The sequence below is a fragment of the Bradyrhizobium sp. ERR14 genome (genome assembly GCF_014198235.1).
Classification (GTDB): domain Bacteria; phylum Pseudomonadota; class Alphaproteobacteria; order Rhizobiales; family Xanthobacteraceae; genus Bradyrhizobium.
Window position 1 is genome coordinate 107,882 of record NZ_JACIHD010000012.1, and the last position, 16,611, is coordinate 124,492.

A 16,611-nucleotide genomic window follows, 5' to 3' on the forward strand; every position below is an offset into this window, starting at 1 on the left:
GCTGCTCAAAGCTCACTTAGGCTCGCGCCGTGCGCCTGTTGCCCTATCGACACGAGATATGCTTCTGCGTGAAGCCTGGCGCAAATGGGTCAAAATGCGGACGATTGGCGCCGATATGGGGCCAAGGACTGAACTACAGCACAGTCATCAATCTTCGTGCGGCGGCCGCACGATGGCAAGATGCACCTTGCGGTGCGCTCTTTGGCGCGAAGGAAGCCTGTAGGACACCATCGATGTTGAGGAACCGGAGGTCATGCAACGTTTGCTGAAGCCGGTTCGGCCAGTTTGCGGCACTCCACGTCAACATCACCAACGATCCCTAGTTCGCCGGCCATTCAATGAACAAGTGTTGATCGGCCCTCATTCCAAGGTCGCGAACGATGCGACTGCACGCGGTCTCGCGCGCATGATCGGCGGTGTCCACCCATATGGTGCACATGACAAGATCGGCGATCGTGGTGAATTCGATCCAACCGATCGGCGGCATTTCCCCGGCCTCCGTTCGTTCGAGCTTCAACAATCCAGCGGCGCGAAGGGCTGGCCGAGCAATGGCCTTGCTCAGTCTGAAGTCGCAGTGGTCGCAATGACCGACTACTGGCTCTCCAACCAATGAGCCCACAGATCACGAGAGCAAGAAGGGCAATTGCTTACCAAAACGCATTGGTGTCGAGGGCAGACCGCCAGCCAGCCGATCGTCCACTCCCGCCGGATGTACGGTATGTCGTCCTCGGCCAGACGGGAAGGGTAGACCGCTACAGAACGGCCGACTGTTGGTCGCGCAGGTCGACGACGGACACGGAGCGCTGAACCGGCCTTGGTGTTCATCGTCGTGCGCCGAGAACCAGGCGGCCATAGTCATACCTGGAAGCCGCCTAGGACCAAACCCTGTCTTCTTACCAATCATGGTGAGCTGATCTTCGTGTGGACGGCGCCACCACTCCGTGTGGCGGCGGCCATCGATCCCGAAGCTTGTTATGAAGATCAGAGGCGGCATGTCGAGCATCGCGGCAAGTCGACAAAACCACGACCACCAGTGTCTCGTCTGTTGCAGGTCGACGTAACTGGCAGCGATCCCGCCATTGTCGAGGGGCGCCGGTAGACCTCTGTACGATAGAGTTTAGATCGCCACAGGTCGTCGACCGGAGGGTGGCATAAATCCGGATATCTCGATCACGCGCGGAGAGATTGCCTCCGTGCCGGACAACACCGTGGTCGCGGCGGCACACGTCACGACTGCGACGATCTCGCCCAGCACGCCTTCTGACAACGCAAGAATCTTTCCGGCCAGAGCAGGCTCGGTCAGTCCGGAGAGCTTGCGCAGCGGCAACAACGTCTCCAGAAGACGCCGATATGCCTCGTCCTCTATCCATGGCGGCAGAGCGATGGGTTCGAACCTCGATTGACAAGGTGGTCATCGCCTCGAATCGCGCGCAGTGCCGCGGCTGTGCCAACACCCACCAGCGGAACTGCAGTTCGTTGCCGAGCCATCGCAGTAAGTTGTGCAAGCGCAGTTGCCGGGTCCGCCATCCGGAGAGAAGGTTGTGTAACTCATCGATCACAAGCATCCGCACATCCGCCTTCCACATCAGCCGCATCGCCAAGCTCTGCTGCGCAGCAATGGTGTATTCGCCATGCCGAGTCCTTCGAGGATTGCACCAAAGAAATGCCGCTCATCGGGACTGGCCGGCATCTGCGTCTTGAGTACAGGTACGCTAACGACTCATCTTCGGCGTCGATCGCTGCGACAGGAGTATGGCTGCGCCGGAACTTCTCGACGATCATCGTCTTGCCATTGTTCGTCGGCCCAACCTGCCACGCGTCTCGACGCGGGATGTCGCAGACCGGTGCCAGCATCGCACGACAGGCGAAGCGCCGAAATTGCCGGGGCTGATGAGACCTTTCAATACGAGCTCTAATCTGGGAAACCAGTCAAAGCCCGGGAAATTGTTCGATGACTGTCATGGAAGCGACTAAGGATTGAGGCCGTCGACCGTTCTGCTGTCCCGACGGGATCTGCGCAAAAACCGCACTCAGTCAAGCAATAAGGTACGAAGCGCGCCCCGGAAGTTGATCAATGGATTTCCATCTCTTTGTCGGGTCGCGATAATTCGTCCGATAAAGGCGGTGTGTGTGCCAAGCACCTTGTGATCATACAAGATGCATTCGAGCGCGCAAAATGCGTTGGGCAATAGCGGTACATCGAGGGCGCCCTGATCCCAGGGCGCGGTATCGAAGCGGTGCGCGCCTTTCGCCCCCTCCCCACCGCCAAAACGCAGGGCAAGGTCCTCCTGGTCACTGCGGAGAACACTGACCCCAAAGCTGCCGTTGGAAAGGATCTCATCATGTGCTTCGGAGCGGGCATTGATGCCAACGACCAGGCAAGGCGGCTCCATGCAGATGGACGTCAGAGAACTCACCGTCAGTCCACGTCGTCGGGCTGCCGTCCCGGTCGTCACGATGGCGACAACGCTCGCCAGGCTTTGCATGGCATTGCGGAACTCTGCCGGTTGGATAGACGGCATATCCCGAATGGCAGGAGAGAACTGGTGGCTCATGATCAGCCTCTGCAGTTGAACCCCACTTCCAGTGTCTTTAAACCCAGAGACGACTTTGATCCCTATTGGGCCTGTAATGGGGTACCCGGTGTCGAAATTGGTGACGAGTAGGCTCACATTGAGACCGGGTATGACTTCGATGTCCTCTGGATCTGCTACAGTCATGACCGGACGGACGTGCAATATCTCGGCGCCTTACGCCGGATGGCGATCGCAGCGGCAGAACAGAGAATTGCCGCGGCCCCTGTTTCAACAGGGCCCCCATCAAACAGCAAACCGCGCTGAGCAGCCCGGCGACGCGCCAGTGCAAGTGGAGCGGTGGTCGCGATCCGACCAGCTGTGCTGGAACCTCGCTGGGTCCCGTGCGGACGAGATGATGCCGGTTGCTGTACCGGCGCGCGCCTGCCAGAGTTTCTCCGCATGAAGACGGCATCGACGCACCTTAATGTACTTTTAGTAGAATACGTTTTTTTGCATCGAGAAGATGCTCATCGAGCGTCGCGTGCAGCGCACCCCTCAGCTCCGGCGGGATTGAGCTATCCGTATCGATCAATTCCCGAAACTTCCGAATGATGTGTTCCATCACTGCAATAGATCCGAGTGTTTCAATCCTCTGAAAGGACATCATCGATTGTCTCCTCTGGCGCGCAGCGCGCGCCTCGTCGCGGGTCCTCACCTCGGCAACCCGGGCACTGCAACAGGCTCTCGTCGATAAGAAAGTTGGCTCTCGCGCCCCGCGGTCAGCGCGAATTGCGTTCGTCAGGGCGAGCGCAGGCGGCGCAGGCTCCTTGAAATCCCGCAGAAGTGACGTGCATTCGTGGCTGCAATATTTTCGCGCTCGTGAGCAGTAGACTTGGTCGCAATACTGGAACATCGGCCAACTCGGCTGTCAGGCGTTCGAAACCGCGATCAGGCGCTTCAGTCGAGCGGCTGCGGCGCCGCGATCAAGTGATTCTTGTCCAAGTGCTACGCCTTCCTGCAGTGTCGAGGCCCGCCCGGCCACGACCAACGCCGCCGCCGCGTTCAAAAGCGCGGCGTCGCGAAATGGACCTGGTACGCCGTCAAGCACATTTTGCAGCGCAACGGCATTAGTCTCCGCATCGCTGCTCTCCAGCGCGTCGTTGCGGCAGCGGGGGAGCCCGGCTTGTTCCGGCGTCACTTCGAAGGTGCGGACTATACCCGCCTCAAGCGCAGCAACAAACGTTGGGCCTGTGAGGGTTATTTCGTCGAGCCCGTCCGAGCCATGAACAACCCATACCGTCTCGGCACCCAGGTTCTTCAAGACGTACGCTAGAGGCTGCACCCATTCGGGAGACAATACCCCAACGATCTGCCGCTTGACCCCGGCCGGGTTGCACAGAGCCTCGATCAGATTAAAAATCGTATGGGTTCCAACTGCGGTCCGGATCTGCCCGATGCGCTGCATCGCCGGATAATGGGCTGACGCAAACATGAAGCCGATGTCGGCTTCCTGCACGCAACGTGCGATGGCCTCAGGCTTGAGAGCGACCTTTACACCGAGGCGCGCCAACACGTCTGCGGCGCTTGAACCCGAAGACGCAGCGCGGTTGGCATGCTTGGCCACAGGGATGCCGGCCCCGGCGACGATGAAGGAAGCACACGTCGACACGTTGACCGAATACTTAAGGGTCTCGCTCGTGCCAGCGAGACCGACGGGGTCGCATGTCGCCTCGACCCGCCGCATTCTATTCCGCATCGCCGAGGCGGCGCCTGTGACTTCTTCGACCGTCTCGCCCCGGACCCGCATCCCCATTAGCAACGCACCGATCTGCGAGGGAGTTGCGTAGCCCGACATCATGCTGTCGAAGGCTGACGCAGTTTCCTCACGCGTCAGAGTGGCGCCCGTGGCAACTTTGCCGATGATCGATCTAAGCACTTCCATCGAACTTTACACGTTCCCTGTCCAAACCTCGAGCTCTTCCGTTCAGCGAGACATCCTTGAAGAGACCCGGCACCGATTGCCTTGATGCAGCGGCCCGCCCCACGCGGCATGGCCTCATTGACGCTTGAGGCGGCAGTCCGTTTGTGGGCACACTTGGCGAGGCTACAACCTGACGCTACGTGAGGGTCAAGCTCTCCATTTCGGTGGTGCCGTCGAGAGGAGATCGTCGGCCAGTTAGAACACTGCAGTTGCTTGTCGCAGGACCGATGACACTGTCTCGCACCCGCTTGCCGCGTACGCAGCGGCCTCTTTACCGCGCTGTTCCGGCCGGATCACCGCATCCTTCAAGGCCTTTTAGCCTTTCGCCGCCGCCGTGGTGAAGCGTTAAAGCGGCTTCCTCTACCGGCTTCGAGGCCATCGGCGCTAGGTAGATCAAGCCCGGTCTCAGCTGGCTCTACAAAATAATCCCACCTGATAGTAAATGAAGGTCGGCCTTCATGACGCGATGGACGCGTCCCGTCGCGTAAATGAAGGTCGGCCTTCATGACGCGATGGACGCGTCCCGTCGATCCGGCCGCCTGAGGCGGTGAGCCGGTCATGTTCGGTCCTGCCTTACAGCAGAGTACGCCGTACTGAGGCGCGTCGAGCGAAGCGTTCAATGCGATTGCGAGGGCAGTTCTAGTATCGGATCAAGAATGCAGTCGTCCCAAATTTCCAAGGCCGCATAATAGAAACTTGACCTCTCGCGATATTCTTCAAGAACTGACCCTCGAATGGCCGCCAGAAGGGTAATTTATGCATTCGCCTATCTGGACAAGCGCGACTGAATCAGAGTGTTGGTCAATTGTAGGCGACCATGCTCGTCACCTAACCTCGGGTGACCGTCCTGCAGCTCACGCTGGGACCACTCTGCGGGTACGGCAAACGAACAGGTCGCCACATCGTCACTTCGAGTCGCTGCTTTTCCTGCCAGTGTCTCGCACGGAGATCACGTAGCGACATTGCTGACTGAGGCTCGCTTGCTTGGATCTGAGGCAGGCAGTGATAGCGGCCCGATCTGGTATGTGGCTGCTACAAAGGCGGAATACGTCCTCCATGCAAGCCTCTTTCTCTTCTGCGGTCGGCGCTTGATCGCGCGCGTTGACCAGCCCGGGGATTACAGCTGTCATTGCGACGACAAGAGCGCTGGCGCAGCGGTAGATTTTGAGGCGCGAAGTCAACTGAGTTCGTTGATTTTGAGTCATGATATCCCTTCAAGTCCGTGTGGATGCGTTCAGGCCCGAACTGCTTAAGTACGGTGCCGGCATACTCGTTCTTCCGCTTTTGCGGTGCGTACGGTCCTGGTCATCTGTCCGGCACGACAGAAACGACACCTGCCGTAGTGGCGGAGCACCACGAAGAGTGGAAGCACTGGCGGCTGAGCTGGCCCAGCAAGTGGTCATTATGGAGTTTCCAGTGATTCGGTGCATGCCTGGATGTCGCGAGGCATTGCTTCGACCTGACATGTGCTTAGGTACTCTGGCCCAGCCTACCGCCAACCGACTAATGACGCCGTAGCCGGCGCGACGCCGGGTTGAAGGGCCCGGGCCAGCTATCGCGAGGCAGAGAGAGCAGGCAAAAGCGCAGGTGCGCTCAAGCCACTGTTGATGATGCATTCGATCGTTCAGAGCGAACCATGATGGCGCGCGTCGAGACTATGTTTGCTGTAATAACGCCTGTGTTCCGCGTTATGGAAGACGTTGGGTGGGCGGAGCCTCTTGTGTCCGTTCCGGTGAGGCTGCTGTGATGGGAGCGCCTGCCGTGCAGAGCTCGAAACGCGCGATTTCGTCCAGCCGCGACAGGAACAGCTCCGACGAAGCGCGGACAAGGATGCACCTGGAGGATCTCATCGTCCTGATCGAGTCGCAAAAGGTGAGTTTAGATGTTTGAAACATTCGCAATTCTCATGACGTGTCCGGAACGGTCTAAATTGTCGGACATGGTTCCCGCTTGTCGAGGATCGTACAATCTAACGCTACGTGCGATTCAAGCCCCTTCGTGCGTCCGATCGACTGAGGATGTCGGGCTGTGCATTCTTCGTACGAGCCTCGGCTCCAACGCGCACTGTGGTGTTCCAGAATAGCGGCTGTGCATGGCGACTGCCCGCTTCGGCACCCGAGACCCCGAGCGCCGCGGTTACGTGATTATACGGAGGGACGGTGTCGCATTTCTTTGATCTGCGAATTGCATGCTCTCGGCATGAATCCGAAAAGTAAACTCCACCAACCCGAGCACTGGCGAGGCCGTGCGGAAGCAACGCGAAAGAAAGCGGAGGCGCTCGCTGACGGAAAAGCCAAAGACAGGCTGCTGAAAATTGCTGTGGAATACGACAAGCTGGCTCGGCGCGCCCACGTGTGGCAGATGCACAAAGACGAGGACGATACGTGGCATGAGGAAGAGCTGTAAAGCGACGCTGCAGATCATCAAATGGCGCCAGCCTGTTGATCGCTCCGGACCCAATGGCCACGCAAATGTCGCTCAGCAAGCAAGTCAGTGCCTGGAAGGGGCGTGGGGGGGCACCGTAGGGCGGGGCATCCTGACGGTCCTGTGCCGCGCTCCAGATCGCGACATATACGTGAAGGCGGAGCAGTCCGCCTGCCCAACGTACCTTCAGGCCTACTTGCTTAGTCAGCTTCTCGAAAGCTAATCCTCATAAAAAAATGCGCAACCCTAGACCTCGATTTGCAGTCAATGCGTCGCGGTTAACGCGGGAGGCCATATGCCATGCGAGCCGGAACGTTCAGCTGTTACAGGCCAGTGTTTGGAACGTCGCCGCGGCTGCAATGGCGTATCGGTTTCGCCAATTCGAGATATCTGCGTCATGCCTCAATATTTCCTTTGCGTTCGTCCGAGGGGCGGATTTGCGAAGGTGCGCTGGAACCAAGTCTATGAAAGGGGGCTCCACGTCCGATTGATGGTGCGCGCGCATTCGGTGCGGCCGCGGCATGCGAGGGACGTCGGAAAGCCCCTCGCGCCTCTGCCATCCGCTAGATTATTTCAGAAGAACGCTGCGATGATCCAGTAGAGTCCAGCCCAAAGCAGCGCATTTATGAGGAGTGCGGCCAGGGGCCAAAGGTTCCACCTCCTTTGCGCCTGCCGGGAGTGACAATCGGCGCCGTAATGCTTGATCGGTGGGTGCTTTGGTGCGCGCCAATGCGTCATTTCATCAGACGTCGCGCTGGTCCACCGAAAAATGCCGGGCTTTGCATGCCTCGTACCACTCATAAGTTCGCAGTCCTCTTTCATGAGAGTATCAGAATCGTTGTCTGTTGCGCGGCGATCCTCCGGTCGATGGTATGCTCGTGTATCGTCGGTACAGTTAAGGTCGCTTTCCGTCACCGCAGCAATCTACATGCCACGACGCAGAAGTATCGGCACCGCCTTGATGCAAACAAAAGCGCGTCTGTCGGGCGTTGGCGACACAGAGTCGCTGCCAAAGGTCGGATTCGCGACGTCCATGTCTGAAAGAGGACACCCGCATTGGCAGCAAAAGGCTCAGCGCTTCGCGAGCGCCATACCATGAACAATGAGCTGGGACTTGCATCGTATTGACGCAGGAAGATCAGTCGACGGCCGCCCTGATTGAGATCGACTAATCATTGTTTCTGACCGTGACCTTACGAGGAGACACCGAGATGGCAGGCGACCCGCTCATGTTATCAGCTCGAAGACAGTTCATGTCAGGCGTCCGCGGCCCTGGTGCAGACCCGTTCGACTCGATCCGGTACAATTAAATCGCGTTCACATAGATGGCGCATTGAGCACCATTCGCACTCACGAGAACCTGTGAATAGTCAAGTACGATCTCATCAAGCAGTTGATCGCCGCGCGGCATCAACAGGTGCCATCACAGGCTTTGCGAGTCACCATTGAGTGTGGATGTCGAAGGTCACTACGGGAGCATGCCATGATGACGACCAATTCGTTGAGGAGAGGAGCCGCCAGTGTCTTGTGCTCAAGCAGGTAGCCATGAATGAATGCGCACTAACGCTTGCTTGAAGCGCGGGAGAGCGATGGCGGACATTACTGTTGCTGATGGGCGCTCTATTCGGCGATGTGCGACCAATACTGGCCGGCATCGGTGAGTAAGATGCTTCGCATGAGTGGGGCTCGATGACAGAGTTGCATCATGAGCGGGAAGTTGCGATCGGCGGACTGATTCGCCATCGCTACCGCTCATACTCGGCAATCAGTGGCCCCTCAGAGCGTTCGGCCCACAATGCGATCGTTAAAGCCTATAGCAGGAGAACGAGTGATGATGGACAGCTGCGTCTTGCTCAGATGGTGCTCTGAAGAGGGATATAGGAGCGCTGGGCCGAGGATCGAGCCGGTTGACGAGTTGCGAGACAACGTCATCTGCATCGAGTTCAAGGCCCTCCGAAAGGCAAAGGAGCGAGCGTGCGAACGCGGATGATAGAGAAGCTGGAAGCCGGCCGCGTGCAACACGGCCGGTTCGCTACGGTTCCGGGATCAGGCCCTTGCGGCGTGTTCTTTGTACAGGGGCCTTGCGGGTGTGAACTAAAGATAAGTGGATTTGTCCGTCCTGGCTGGGAGCATGTCGCTGTCTCGACGCCGCGGCGCTGCCCGAACTGGGAAGAGATGTGCTTTGTCAAAGACCTGTTCTGGGATGAAGAGGAGTGCGTCATGCAACTGCATCCGCCACATTCGCAGTATGTGAATAACAGCCGATATTGCCTTCACCTGTGGAGACCCACTCATCGGGACATCCCGATGCCGCCGCCGAGCTTTGTAGGCATCGTTGGATTAGGGCCCTCAGACGCAGCAATGTTGTTCGCGCGGATGAGCGCGACATCATGATCAGCTGAGTTAGTTTATCCAAGGGGAAGGTGACGCCGAGCGGCTCCAGGAGCACCGATTCGGCGCCGCCGAACTGAGGCGTTAAAGCGGGTATATGTCAGGACTGATCGCCTGTGCCGTGTGCGGGGGGCTGAGCCCTGAATTAGCTGCTATCAACTAGGAGCAGCTAATAGTGCGCTGATCCCAATAAAGATCGCGGAGCCGTGCTGAACGCGGTTCGGCAGCAACAAAAGCATCTTGCCGGGCCGACGACCGGTCACAAGGAAATTACTGGGCGATCCGGCGACGCGAGTTGCGCACTCTTTGGAGCGAGAAGTGTGCCTGCCGGCGGCATAACGCGATGATGGTGAGATCGAGGTCAACGCGACGGTCGAATTCAGTTTGACGAAGGCGCCGTCGCCCCATCACTGTCGCCCCATCACCCTGACTGCATCCGGAATTACACAAGGTCGGCCGGTCGTCGCCGTGCGACAGCCGTGAGCTCGTCGGCTACCCCGCATCTGGAGCGGGGCTCATGAGCAGAGACGGTCGAGACACCAACTAGGCGCGGGGGAGGTGGTAGCTTCGCCAAAATATCTGGTTGTCAGCTCGTCGTCAGCTTGCCGCAAGATCATTCGCAAGCAGAGCGTAAGCAGCCGCGCTCGCTCTGAGGAAAAGTACGCCGAGGAAGCGGGCGAACCGGCATGTATAATCGAGTTAGTGGCCGATCCACACGCCCTGATCAAGCTGACGAACCGAGTCGGTCCGCGGACGGTTACGAATTTGCTCAAACGTTGACGGATCTCGCTCAACGGGAGAGCCCGCCATCTGGGGAATTGTCCGACAAAATGGGGCTCTGCTGCAGCAAGCCGCAGACCTCAGATGCAATCATTCATAGTCCAAGCACCTTAGACCCCAGCACATCCTCTCTGTCGTCCAGCTCAAATCCATCCTCTTCAGCGAGGCCTATCCGTCCTCTGTTCGAATACAGGGCTGCTGAATTGCCCGAGGCCAATGTCAACGGAATCTACGTTGGATGACAGCGGAATGGCTCCTCAATCTGCCGAGCAGCCCTTCATCCCGGATGAGGGCGCTGCACCTGGGGACTCAAAATCATAACGCAGCGGCAATGCGGCAGCAGCGGTATGAAGACCTCAAGAGTCTGTTGCGAAGTGATGGGGCGGAAGGTTCTCACAACCTTCAGGCAAAAAGTACGATGTTACGCGAAGCCGGCCTAGATCCGTTCGCCGAACAGACGCGATATAGGTTTGGTACATCTTCGCGCATTGACCAAATCGTGAATGAGGTCACTGACGATGGGGTGATCTATTTGGTCAGCTTGCGTTTCGCCGCAGGTGGCGCCCACACAATCGCAACGTCGACATCGAATGGAATGACGACCCTCTTTGATCCTAATTATGCGGAATTTACCGTTCGGTCAGATCAGATGGGTGAGTTGTTGCTACAGGAACCCGAACCGACATGATATATCGACTGTCGTCACGCAAAGGACGGCGTGAGTGTTTCGGAGGTTGCAACAGACCCGAGGCCCGCGAGTGGATCTTTCGTGATCGATGCCGGACAGCCGCATCGCCTCCGACAGTGCAACCACGGTAGGGAACATGGATGTGGCGCCCTGTACGCGCGCGGCTCTGGTTGAAGATCCCAAAAGCGGAACCGACAGTGATAACACTATGCACTGTATTCGTTCGAAGCCTGACGGTCAAACTCTGCGCGGAGCCGACTACAAAGCAATTTTTCTGAATTTACGCCTGGAGCCCCTCTCCGCGGAGCGGGCGCAAGCCGGCTATTAGTTGATCTGGAAGACGTTGTCCGATGGTTTTTATATGATCCCAGTCTCACACCTAGAGCAGCGCGGGCGCGACTCGGCGCTGGTCGGGCTGGTGGATCAGACGCTGTCGCTGCCACGCCCGCACTGGTTGAAGTTAGCAGAAACGTGACTCGGCGCCCCAAAGCCCCACGCATACACGGGGCAAGCGCTGTCCCTACCACGCGCCGCTAACTTCGACGTCACCGTACAGGGACTAGCTTTCCGAAAGCTGACGAACCCGACGAGATTCACAAAGTGCGAAAGCGGCCGGCGTGGGTCGATGTCCTTCTGCCTGGAACCCACCCATCTGTCCAGCGGACATCCGACTGAAGGGTATGTTCAAGCATAGACATAAGCTTATCTCTTCAAAGAGATCGTGAAACTTGCATATGCCATGTGCCGCGAGAAGGTGTCAGCAGAAACCCATCGATATTGCAAAGGCGCGGCTCTGCGGCATCATCCACGAAAGGCAATCCATTATCTCTGCGACTTCGACGACAGCTGGGCCCATCCGATCAAGCTCGAAAGTGATCGGACCGGGAGAGAAGATCGACGGCGGACAAGTGCGGAGCCGCCGGTATGCCGTTTTCAGCCAGAGCAATGACGAGTCGGCGGCCCCATGCCGCCGGAAGGCTTCATCGGCGGCGAGGAAGGCGGGTCCTGAAACCCATGAATCCCCCCGCGACCATTGAGAGCCGCGGGGCAGTTTCGTTCTGCAGATGTGGCGATGCATTGCTTCACGAGCGACGGCCTCGTCAGCTTCTGGAAAGCCTATCGATAATAGGATCAGCTCAATTGATTTCTTGGACGTGAGGCTAGCTTGGACGCCTACAATTTCGATCCATCCAATGTAACAGCTTGGCCCGCAACACGCCGTCTTGGAAGAGAACCAGGGGGGCCATGCCGGGCAAGAGGGCTTTGAGCAGCACTTGGCCGAGGCGCGCCTACCCCATCCGGGTCCTGTCTCCGGTGGCGGCCGCAACCACCATCCCCATCTCTCTGCAGAAGATCGGGAACTTATCGATAAGGCCATTGCCCAATACGCAGCTCAGAAAAAACCAAAACCGAAGACGATTAAGCGCTGTACTCAGGCGCTTCGCCGACTTGGACATGATCTTGGCGCTCATCGCCAAAAGATTGATCTGGGAGACCACGAGTCCCTGGTCCGTCACGTCAAGACTTACTTCCCTAACGACGAAGACATGAAGAAAGGGTTGAATGTTCTTCGTGCGTATCATGATCCGAGCTATGTAGCTTCCGGCGGGCGGCCGCGCACGATCCCCTCAGCGGACGACGCGCCCCTCTCAGAGCGGCTTAATGCCAGTGGCATGACGACAGGCAGCGCTGCTCGTCATGATCGTAGTCTTCGCAGATTTTCTAACGCGCTTAATCTTCCGGGCTACTCCATATCCGGGCTAGACTACGCTGCGCGGATTGAATTCGCTCAGAAGTTGTTCCCGAAGGACGAGCTTCTATTGTTCGCGTTAAACAAGGTTCGCGATGCCGAGCACGTTTCCGAAGCGGGTGCGTCTCGGGAGCCCAGCGGTCGTGCTGTGCCGTCGCCCACATTGCATCTTTACCCCGATGACGCCCGCATCATTGATGGCCTGGAAAAGGCAGAGCTGAGCATGCTCAAACCCGAGGAGACTAGCCGGAGAGAAGTTGTTCAAGATCTGGCCCGCAACCAACGAAGATTCGGTGCTTGGCTTCAAAGAAAGGGGCGGGGGAGCATGGTGAGCCGAGTCACCGGCACCAGCGAGCAGCAAAAGTCGTTCAACGACGATTACACGGACTTTAAAAAAGCCCATCGAACCGCGGACATGGGCTTCGATCGTCTGCGGAACTACCTATGGCTCGTCGAGGCGAACGCTGCGCTGGGCGTCTTCCCTGACCAGGCGGGTGGGGAGCCGGGCGTGGCGAGTCGAACTCAACGTGGTCGCCGCACCTGCCGTACGAGTTTGCGTGGCCGACGCCGGAAGCGGTACCAGATGGGTCGTCGGCGATCTACCGAGGTCTCAACTCTTTCGTGGATCTGCCGTACTCATCGCAGGAGGTGAGAGATGATGCCCAGTCAGCGCCGGTGGGTAGGGCTGCCGCCACACCGCCGCTCTGCGCCGGACCATCGGGCGCGCCAGCTCAGTCAGCAGACATTTTCCGCGGTCTTCAGTCATTCGTTGATCTGCCGTACACGCCGCAGCAGATGCGAGACGATGCTCAGTCGGCGCCGGTGAGTGGGGCCGCCACTAAACCGCCGCTCTTCACCGGACCGTCGAACGCGCCAGCCCAGTCGTCAGACATCTACCGCGGTCTCAACTCATTCGTTGATCTGCCGTACACACCGCAGCAGATGCGAGACGATGCTCAGTCAGCGGCGGTGGGTGGGGCTGCCGCCAGACCGCCGGTCTTCACTGAACTATCAGACGCGCGAGCTCAGTCGTCGGACATTTACCGCGGTCTCAACTCTTTCGTTGATCTGCCGTACACACCGCATCAGATGCGAGACGATGCTCAGTCAGCGGCGGCGGGTGGGGCTGCCGCCAGACCGCCGGTCTTTACTGAACTATCAGACGCGCCAGCTCAGTCGTCAGACATCTACCGCGGTCTCAACTCTTTGGTTGATCTGCCGTACACACCGCAGCAGATGCGAGACGATGCTCAGTCAGGGCCGATGCTCAGCCCTGCCGGTAAGCCCGCGTTCTTTGTCGGGCGGTCGGGCGTACTTCAGGAGCTTGAGCACATCGGATACCGAGTCGACGAGGAGTGGCAGGAGGGATCCCAGCCGGTGCCGACTTTCTTGCTCGATGTCCTGAATAATATTGGGGTCCTGCCGACCCAGTTCAGCGGCCCAACCCAGGTCTCCATCAACGATGAGACCCACTCGATCACACCGGGGCCGCGAGGACGCCGCGGTGCGCAATTCATCCATCATCCTCGCCCGTCCCCTGTCCCGGGTGCTCAGATCGGCCCCTCGGCTACCGTTGCCTCTGCCGGCCACCGCAGCGGACCCGTGCTGGGTCCCACGCAGTGGCTGGGTGACGAGCATATCCAGCGCGACTATGAGCTCCTGGCGCAGGAGTTGCAGCAGAACAATCCGGATCTCGCCGCCCGGACGCGGTTCGTGGATCCCCTGATTGCCAAAATGTTGCGATCCCCCTCCAAGGAGGTCGCCGAACGAGCATTAGGGTGGGTTCGCCATGATACAGCCGACTTCCTGTTCCTGCCGGTAAGCGATGCCAGCGATACGGGTAGACATCGGCGCGGCAGTCACTGGTCGCTGCTGCTGGTTAATCGCCGCGATCAGGGCCGGCCGGTCGCCTATCACTACGACTCCACCCGGGGATACAATGACAGGCCCGCAGCGGAACTCGCAGGACGGCTCGACGCTAACCTGCAACAGGCGCCGATAAGACAGCAGCAGAACGGTTATGACTGCGGCGTCTTTGTCGTGGACGGCACCCGGGAACTGGTTAGGCGATTGGCAGCACGACGGCCGGACCTGAACCTCAACAATCTTGTCATCAATCGGCAGGCACTGCGGGACCGACTAGGCGCTGGTGTCGGCTTCAACTGAACAGGGCGCGCGACTGAGTGAATGCGCTTCTCGCCGATCGAAGATCCGCAATCGGTGTGTTCGCAGAGCATCATAGTGTGTCTCACGTGAGGAGCTGAGTACGCATAGACGAAGTCCGCCCGATTGACGCATGTACGCGGGCACAACGAGCTCTATGATCGGTTGTGTCAAGGTCAGGCGGCTTGCTGACCGGCGGGCTTATCGGCCTGGCGGAGGAGCTTCCATTCCCAGCGCAGCAGTTCGTGCAGGCGTATCGCGGGAAGATCGGCGATCCGGGCCAGGACCTCGGTGAGACAGGCCTTGGACTCGACGTCGTTGAGGCGATAGGTCGTGATCATCGTCAGCACGATGGCGGGACGGTCGGCGTCACGCTGGCTACCAGCGAAGGTCCAGTGGCGCTCCCAAGGCGATGCCTCTCAATGCGCGCTCAGCGCAATTGTTAAAGGGCATGATGTTTTCAGCGCTCAAACCCGGTGGAGAGGACTGGTCGTCCGGATTAGTCTGTCGAAGCCGGGATAGGGGCGCTGGAGCACGAAACGGTGGCAGGCCGCCATGACCATGAGCTGTGAGCTCGCTTTGTTACTTGGCCGCCCCCTACGACTTGCCCGGCTGCGCTGCGAGCGCGGATCCGTAGATGTCGTGCAAGCCACTGGCTCCTGAGACAAAGGAGAACCAAGCATGCAAATCGTCGGCATGGACATCCACCGATCGTTCGCCCAGGTGGCGATCCTGGAGGAGGGAACAATAATCCGACAGCTCCGCGTAGATCTCGTCCACGATCGGCTTGTCGCCTTTGCCAAGACACTCAGCCTCGAGGATGAGGTGGTCATCGAGGTGACGGGCAACAGCGCGGCGGTCGAACGTATTCTGCGCCCGCACGTTAAGCGCGTCGCGGTCGCCAATCCGAGGCTCGTTCGGGCGATTGCCTATGCGCGAGTCAAAACGGACAAGGTCGATGCTGGGACCCTGGCAAAGTTGCATGCTGCCGGCTTCTTGCCGGAGGTCTGGGTTGCTGACGAGGACACCTACAGCCGCCGGCGCCAGATGGCCGAGCGCGCTGGCGTCTTGGCGCAGATCATCCGGATTAAAGGACGCATGAAGGCTATCCTGCATGCCAACCTCATCCCGCCCTACAAAGGCTATCTCTTCGGCAAGCGCGGACAGCATTGGCTGGACAGTCTGCCTCTTCCATCGGAGGAGCGTGCAATGCTCCGGCGTCTGATCGTGGAACTCGAACGCGTGACGAAGCAACTGTCGGAGATCGACAAAGTCGTGGCCCAGCAGGCTCTGGACGATCCACGGGCTCTCAAGCTGATGACGATCCCCGGCGTGAGTTCGGTTGTCGCATCGAGTGTACTAGCCTCCATCGGCGACATCGCACGCTTCCCGTCGCCGGATAAGCTCAGCAGCTATTTCGGGTTGACTCCGCGGGTTCGGCAGTCAGGCGAGCACCCGGCACGGCATGGCCGGATCTCGAAGCAGGGCAACCGTGACGCCCGCAAGATGCTGGTTGAGGCGGCGTGGTCAGCTAAGACGGCGCCGGGTCCGTTGCGAGCATTCTTCAACCGAACGCAGAAAAAGCACGGGGCCGGGGTCGCAGCCGTCGCGACGGCGCGCAAGCTCGCAGTCATGATCTGGCACGTCCTGACGACCGGGAAGGACTACGCTTACGCGCGGCCAGCGTTCACGGCGATGAAACTCCGGAAGGTGGCTCTGAAGGCTGGGGCTCCCCGTGCCTACGGCAAGGCTGGCCCGGGCCGGGACTATTGGATCAAGGAAATCCGCGAACGGGAAGCTGGTTACGTCGCACGCGTCGAGCAGGCCTACGAACGCATGGTGGCTGCCTGGAAGGAAAAACCAAAAAAAGTTGTCACGAACTGACAGTAAGGTCTTCTCAACACCATCCGTGGTCAAG

12 protein-coding genes and 1 pseudogene are annotated in these 16,611 nt (G+C 58.9%); 6 read left to right on the top strand and 7 right to left on the bottom strand.

Features of this window, described 5'->3' with window-relative positions; genetic code table 11:
• Positions 1-253: 253 nt before the first annotated feature.
• Entirely contained in the window at positions 254-613 is a 360-nt protein-coding gene (locus GGD62_RS27840) for a hypothetical protein (RefSeq protein WP_183257681.1), read from the top strand.
• On the opposite strand, the gene GGD62_RS41910 is transcribed toward GGD62_RS27840, so the two are convergent.
• From GGD62_RS41910 to trpD, 6 genes are all read right to left on the bottom strand, one after another.
• On the bottom strand, positions 592-825 hold the full coding sequence (locus tag GGD62_RS41910; protein ID WP_183257679.1) for a TniQ family protein: 234 nt from the start codon (positions 823-825) through the stop codon (positions 592-594). The genes GGD62_RS27840 and GGD62_RS41910 overlap by 22 nt on opposite strands.
• Positions 826-1,117: 292 nt before the next feature.
• Entirely contained in the window at positions 1,118-1,327 is a 210-nt protein-coding gene (locus GGD62_RS41005; protein ID WP_246800322.1) for a hypothetical protein, read from the bottom strand.
• 221 nt (positions 1,328-1,548) lie between these two features.
• On the bottom strand, positions 1,549-1,854 hold the full coding sequence (locus GGD62_RS41565; RefSeq protein ID WP_312014301.1) for a TniB family NTP-binding protein: 306 nt from the start codon (positions 1,852-1,854) through the stop codon (positions 1,549-1,551).
• Between the two features lie 176 nt (positions 1,855-2,030).
• Positions 2,031-2,555 (bottom strand): flavin reductase family protein, encoded by a 525-nt coding sequence (locus GGD62_RS27855; RefSeq protein WP_245453900.1) that lies wholly within the window; start codon positions 2,553-2,555, stop codon positions 2,031-2,033.
• Positions 2,556-2,997: 442 nt separating this feature from the next.
• Complete coding sequence (locus GGD62_RS27860) at positions 2,998-3,183, bottom strand: hypothetical protein (RefSeq protein WP_183257677.1); 186 nt, start codon at positions 3,181-3,183, stop codon at positions 2,998-3,000.
• 261 nt (positions 3,184-3,444) lie between these two features.
• A complete protein-coding gene (trpD, locus tag GGD62_RS27865; protein ID WP_183711307.1) occupies positions 3,445-4,458 on the bottom strand; it encodes an anthranilate phosphoribosyltransferase in 1,014 nt (337 codons plus the stop codon).
• Between the two features lie 2,238 nt (positions 4,459-6,696).
• Between trpD and GGD62_RS27870 the strand changes: the two genes are divergently transcribed.
• From GGD62_RS27870 to GGD62_RS41715, 4 genes are all read left to right on the top strand, one after another.
• Positions 6,697-6,903 carry a hypothetical protein gene (locus GGD62_RS27870; RefSeq protein ID WP_183257674.1) on the top strand — a complete coding sequence of 69 codons (207 nt, stop codon included), beginning with the start codon at positions 6,697-6,699 and terminating at the stop codon, positions 6,901-6,903.
• A gap of 3,427 nt (positions 6,904-10,330) precedes the next feature.
• Positions 10,331-10,780, top strand: coding sequence for a YopT-type cysteine protease domain-containing protein (locus GGD62_RS41010; RefSeq protein ID WP_246788822.1), 450 nt, complete (start codon positions 10,331-10,333; stop codon positions 10,778-10,780).
• A gap of 1,274 nt (positions 10,781-12,054) precedes the next feature.
• A complete protein-coding gene (locus GGD62_RS27880; protein WP_183711310.1) occupies positions 12,055-13,182 on the top strand; it encodes a hypothetical protein in 1,128 nt (375 codons plus the stop codon).
• Between the two features lie 143 nt (positions 13,183-13,325).
• Positions 13,326-14,696, top strand: a complete 1,371-nt coding sequence (locus GGD62_RS41715; RefSeq protein ID WP_312014302.1) for a Ulp1 family isopeptidase — start codon at positions 13,326-13,328, stop codon at positions 14,694-14,696.
• Positions 14,697-14,869: 173 nt separating this feature from the next.
• Here GGD62_RS41715 and GGD62_RS27890 read toward each other — a convergent pair.
• A pseudogene (locus GGD62_RS27890) lies at positions 14,870-15,137 on the bottom strand (IS66 family transposase); the annotation flags it as partial.
• Positions 15,138-15,389: 252 nt separating this feature from the next.
• Here GGD62_RS27890 and GGD62_RS27895 point away from each other — a divergent pair.
• Positions 15,390-16,577: an IS110 family transposase gene (locus GGD62_RS27895; RefSeq protein ID WP_183711381.1), complete on the top strand. Its 1,188-nt coding sequence runs from the start codon at positions 15,390-15,392 to the stop codon at positions 16,575-16,577.
• The last annotated feature ends 34 nt before the right edge of the window (positions 16,578-16,611 follow it).

Bases quoted from the DNA above. Each gene is read 5' to 3' on its own strand.
- GGD62_RS27840 (WP_183257681.1), top strand. From the start codon at position 254: ATGCAACGTTTGCTGAAGCCGGTTCGGCCAGTTTGCGGCACTCCACGT.
- GGD62_RS41910 (WP_183257679.1), bottom strand. From the start codon at position 825: ATGAACACCAAGGCCGGTTCAGCGCTCCGTGTCCGTCGTCGACCTGCG.
- GGD62_RS41565 (WP_312014301.1), bottom strand. From the start codon at position 1,854: ATGCTGGCACCGGTCTGCGACATCCCGCGTCGAGACGCGTGGCAGGTT.
- GGD62_RS27855 (WP_245453900.1), bottom strand. From the start codon at position 2,555: ATGAGCCACCAGTTCTCTCCTGCCATTCGGGATATGCCGTCTATCCAA.
- GGD62_RS27860 (WP_183257677.1), bottom strand. From the start codon at position 3,183: ATGATGTCCTTTCAGAGGATTGAAACACTCGGATCTATTGCAGTGATG.
- trpD (WP_183711307.1), bottom strand. From the start codon at position 4,458: ATGGAAGTGCTTAGATCGATCATCGGCAAAGTTGCCACGGGCGCCACT.
- GGD62_RS27870 (WP_183257674.1), top strand. From the start codon at position 6,697: ATGAATCCGAAAAGTAAACTCCACCAACCCGAGCACTGGCGAGGCCGT.
- GGD62_RS41010 (WP_246788822.1), top strand. From the start codon at position 10,331: ATGACAGCGGAATGGCTCCTCAATCTGCCGAGCAGCCCTTCATCCCGG.
- GGD62_RS41715 (WP_312014302.1), top strand. From the start codon at position 13,326: ATGCGAGACGATGCTCAGTCGGCGCCGGTGAGTGGGGCCGCCACTAAA.
- GGD62_RS27895 (WP_183711381.1), top strand. From the start codon at position 15,390: ATGGACATCCACCGATCGTTCGCCCAGGTGGCGATCCTGGAGGAGGGA.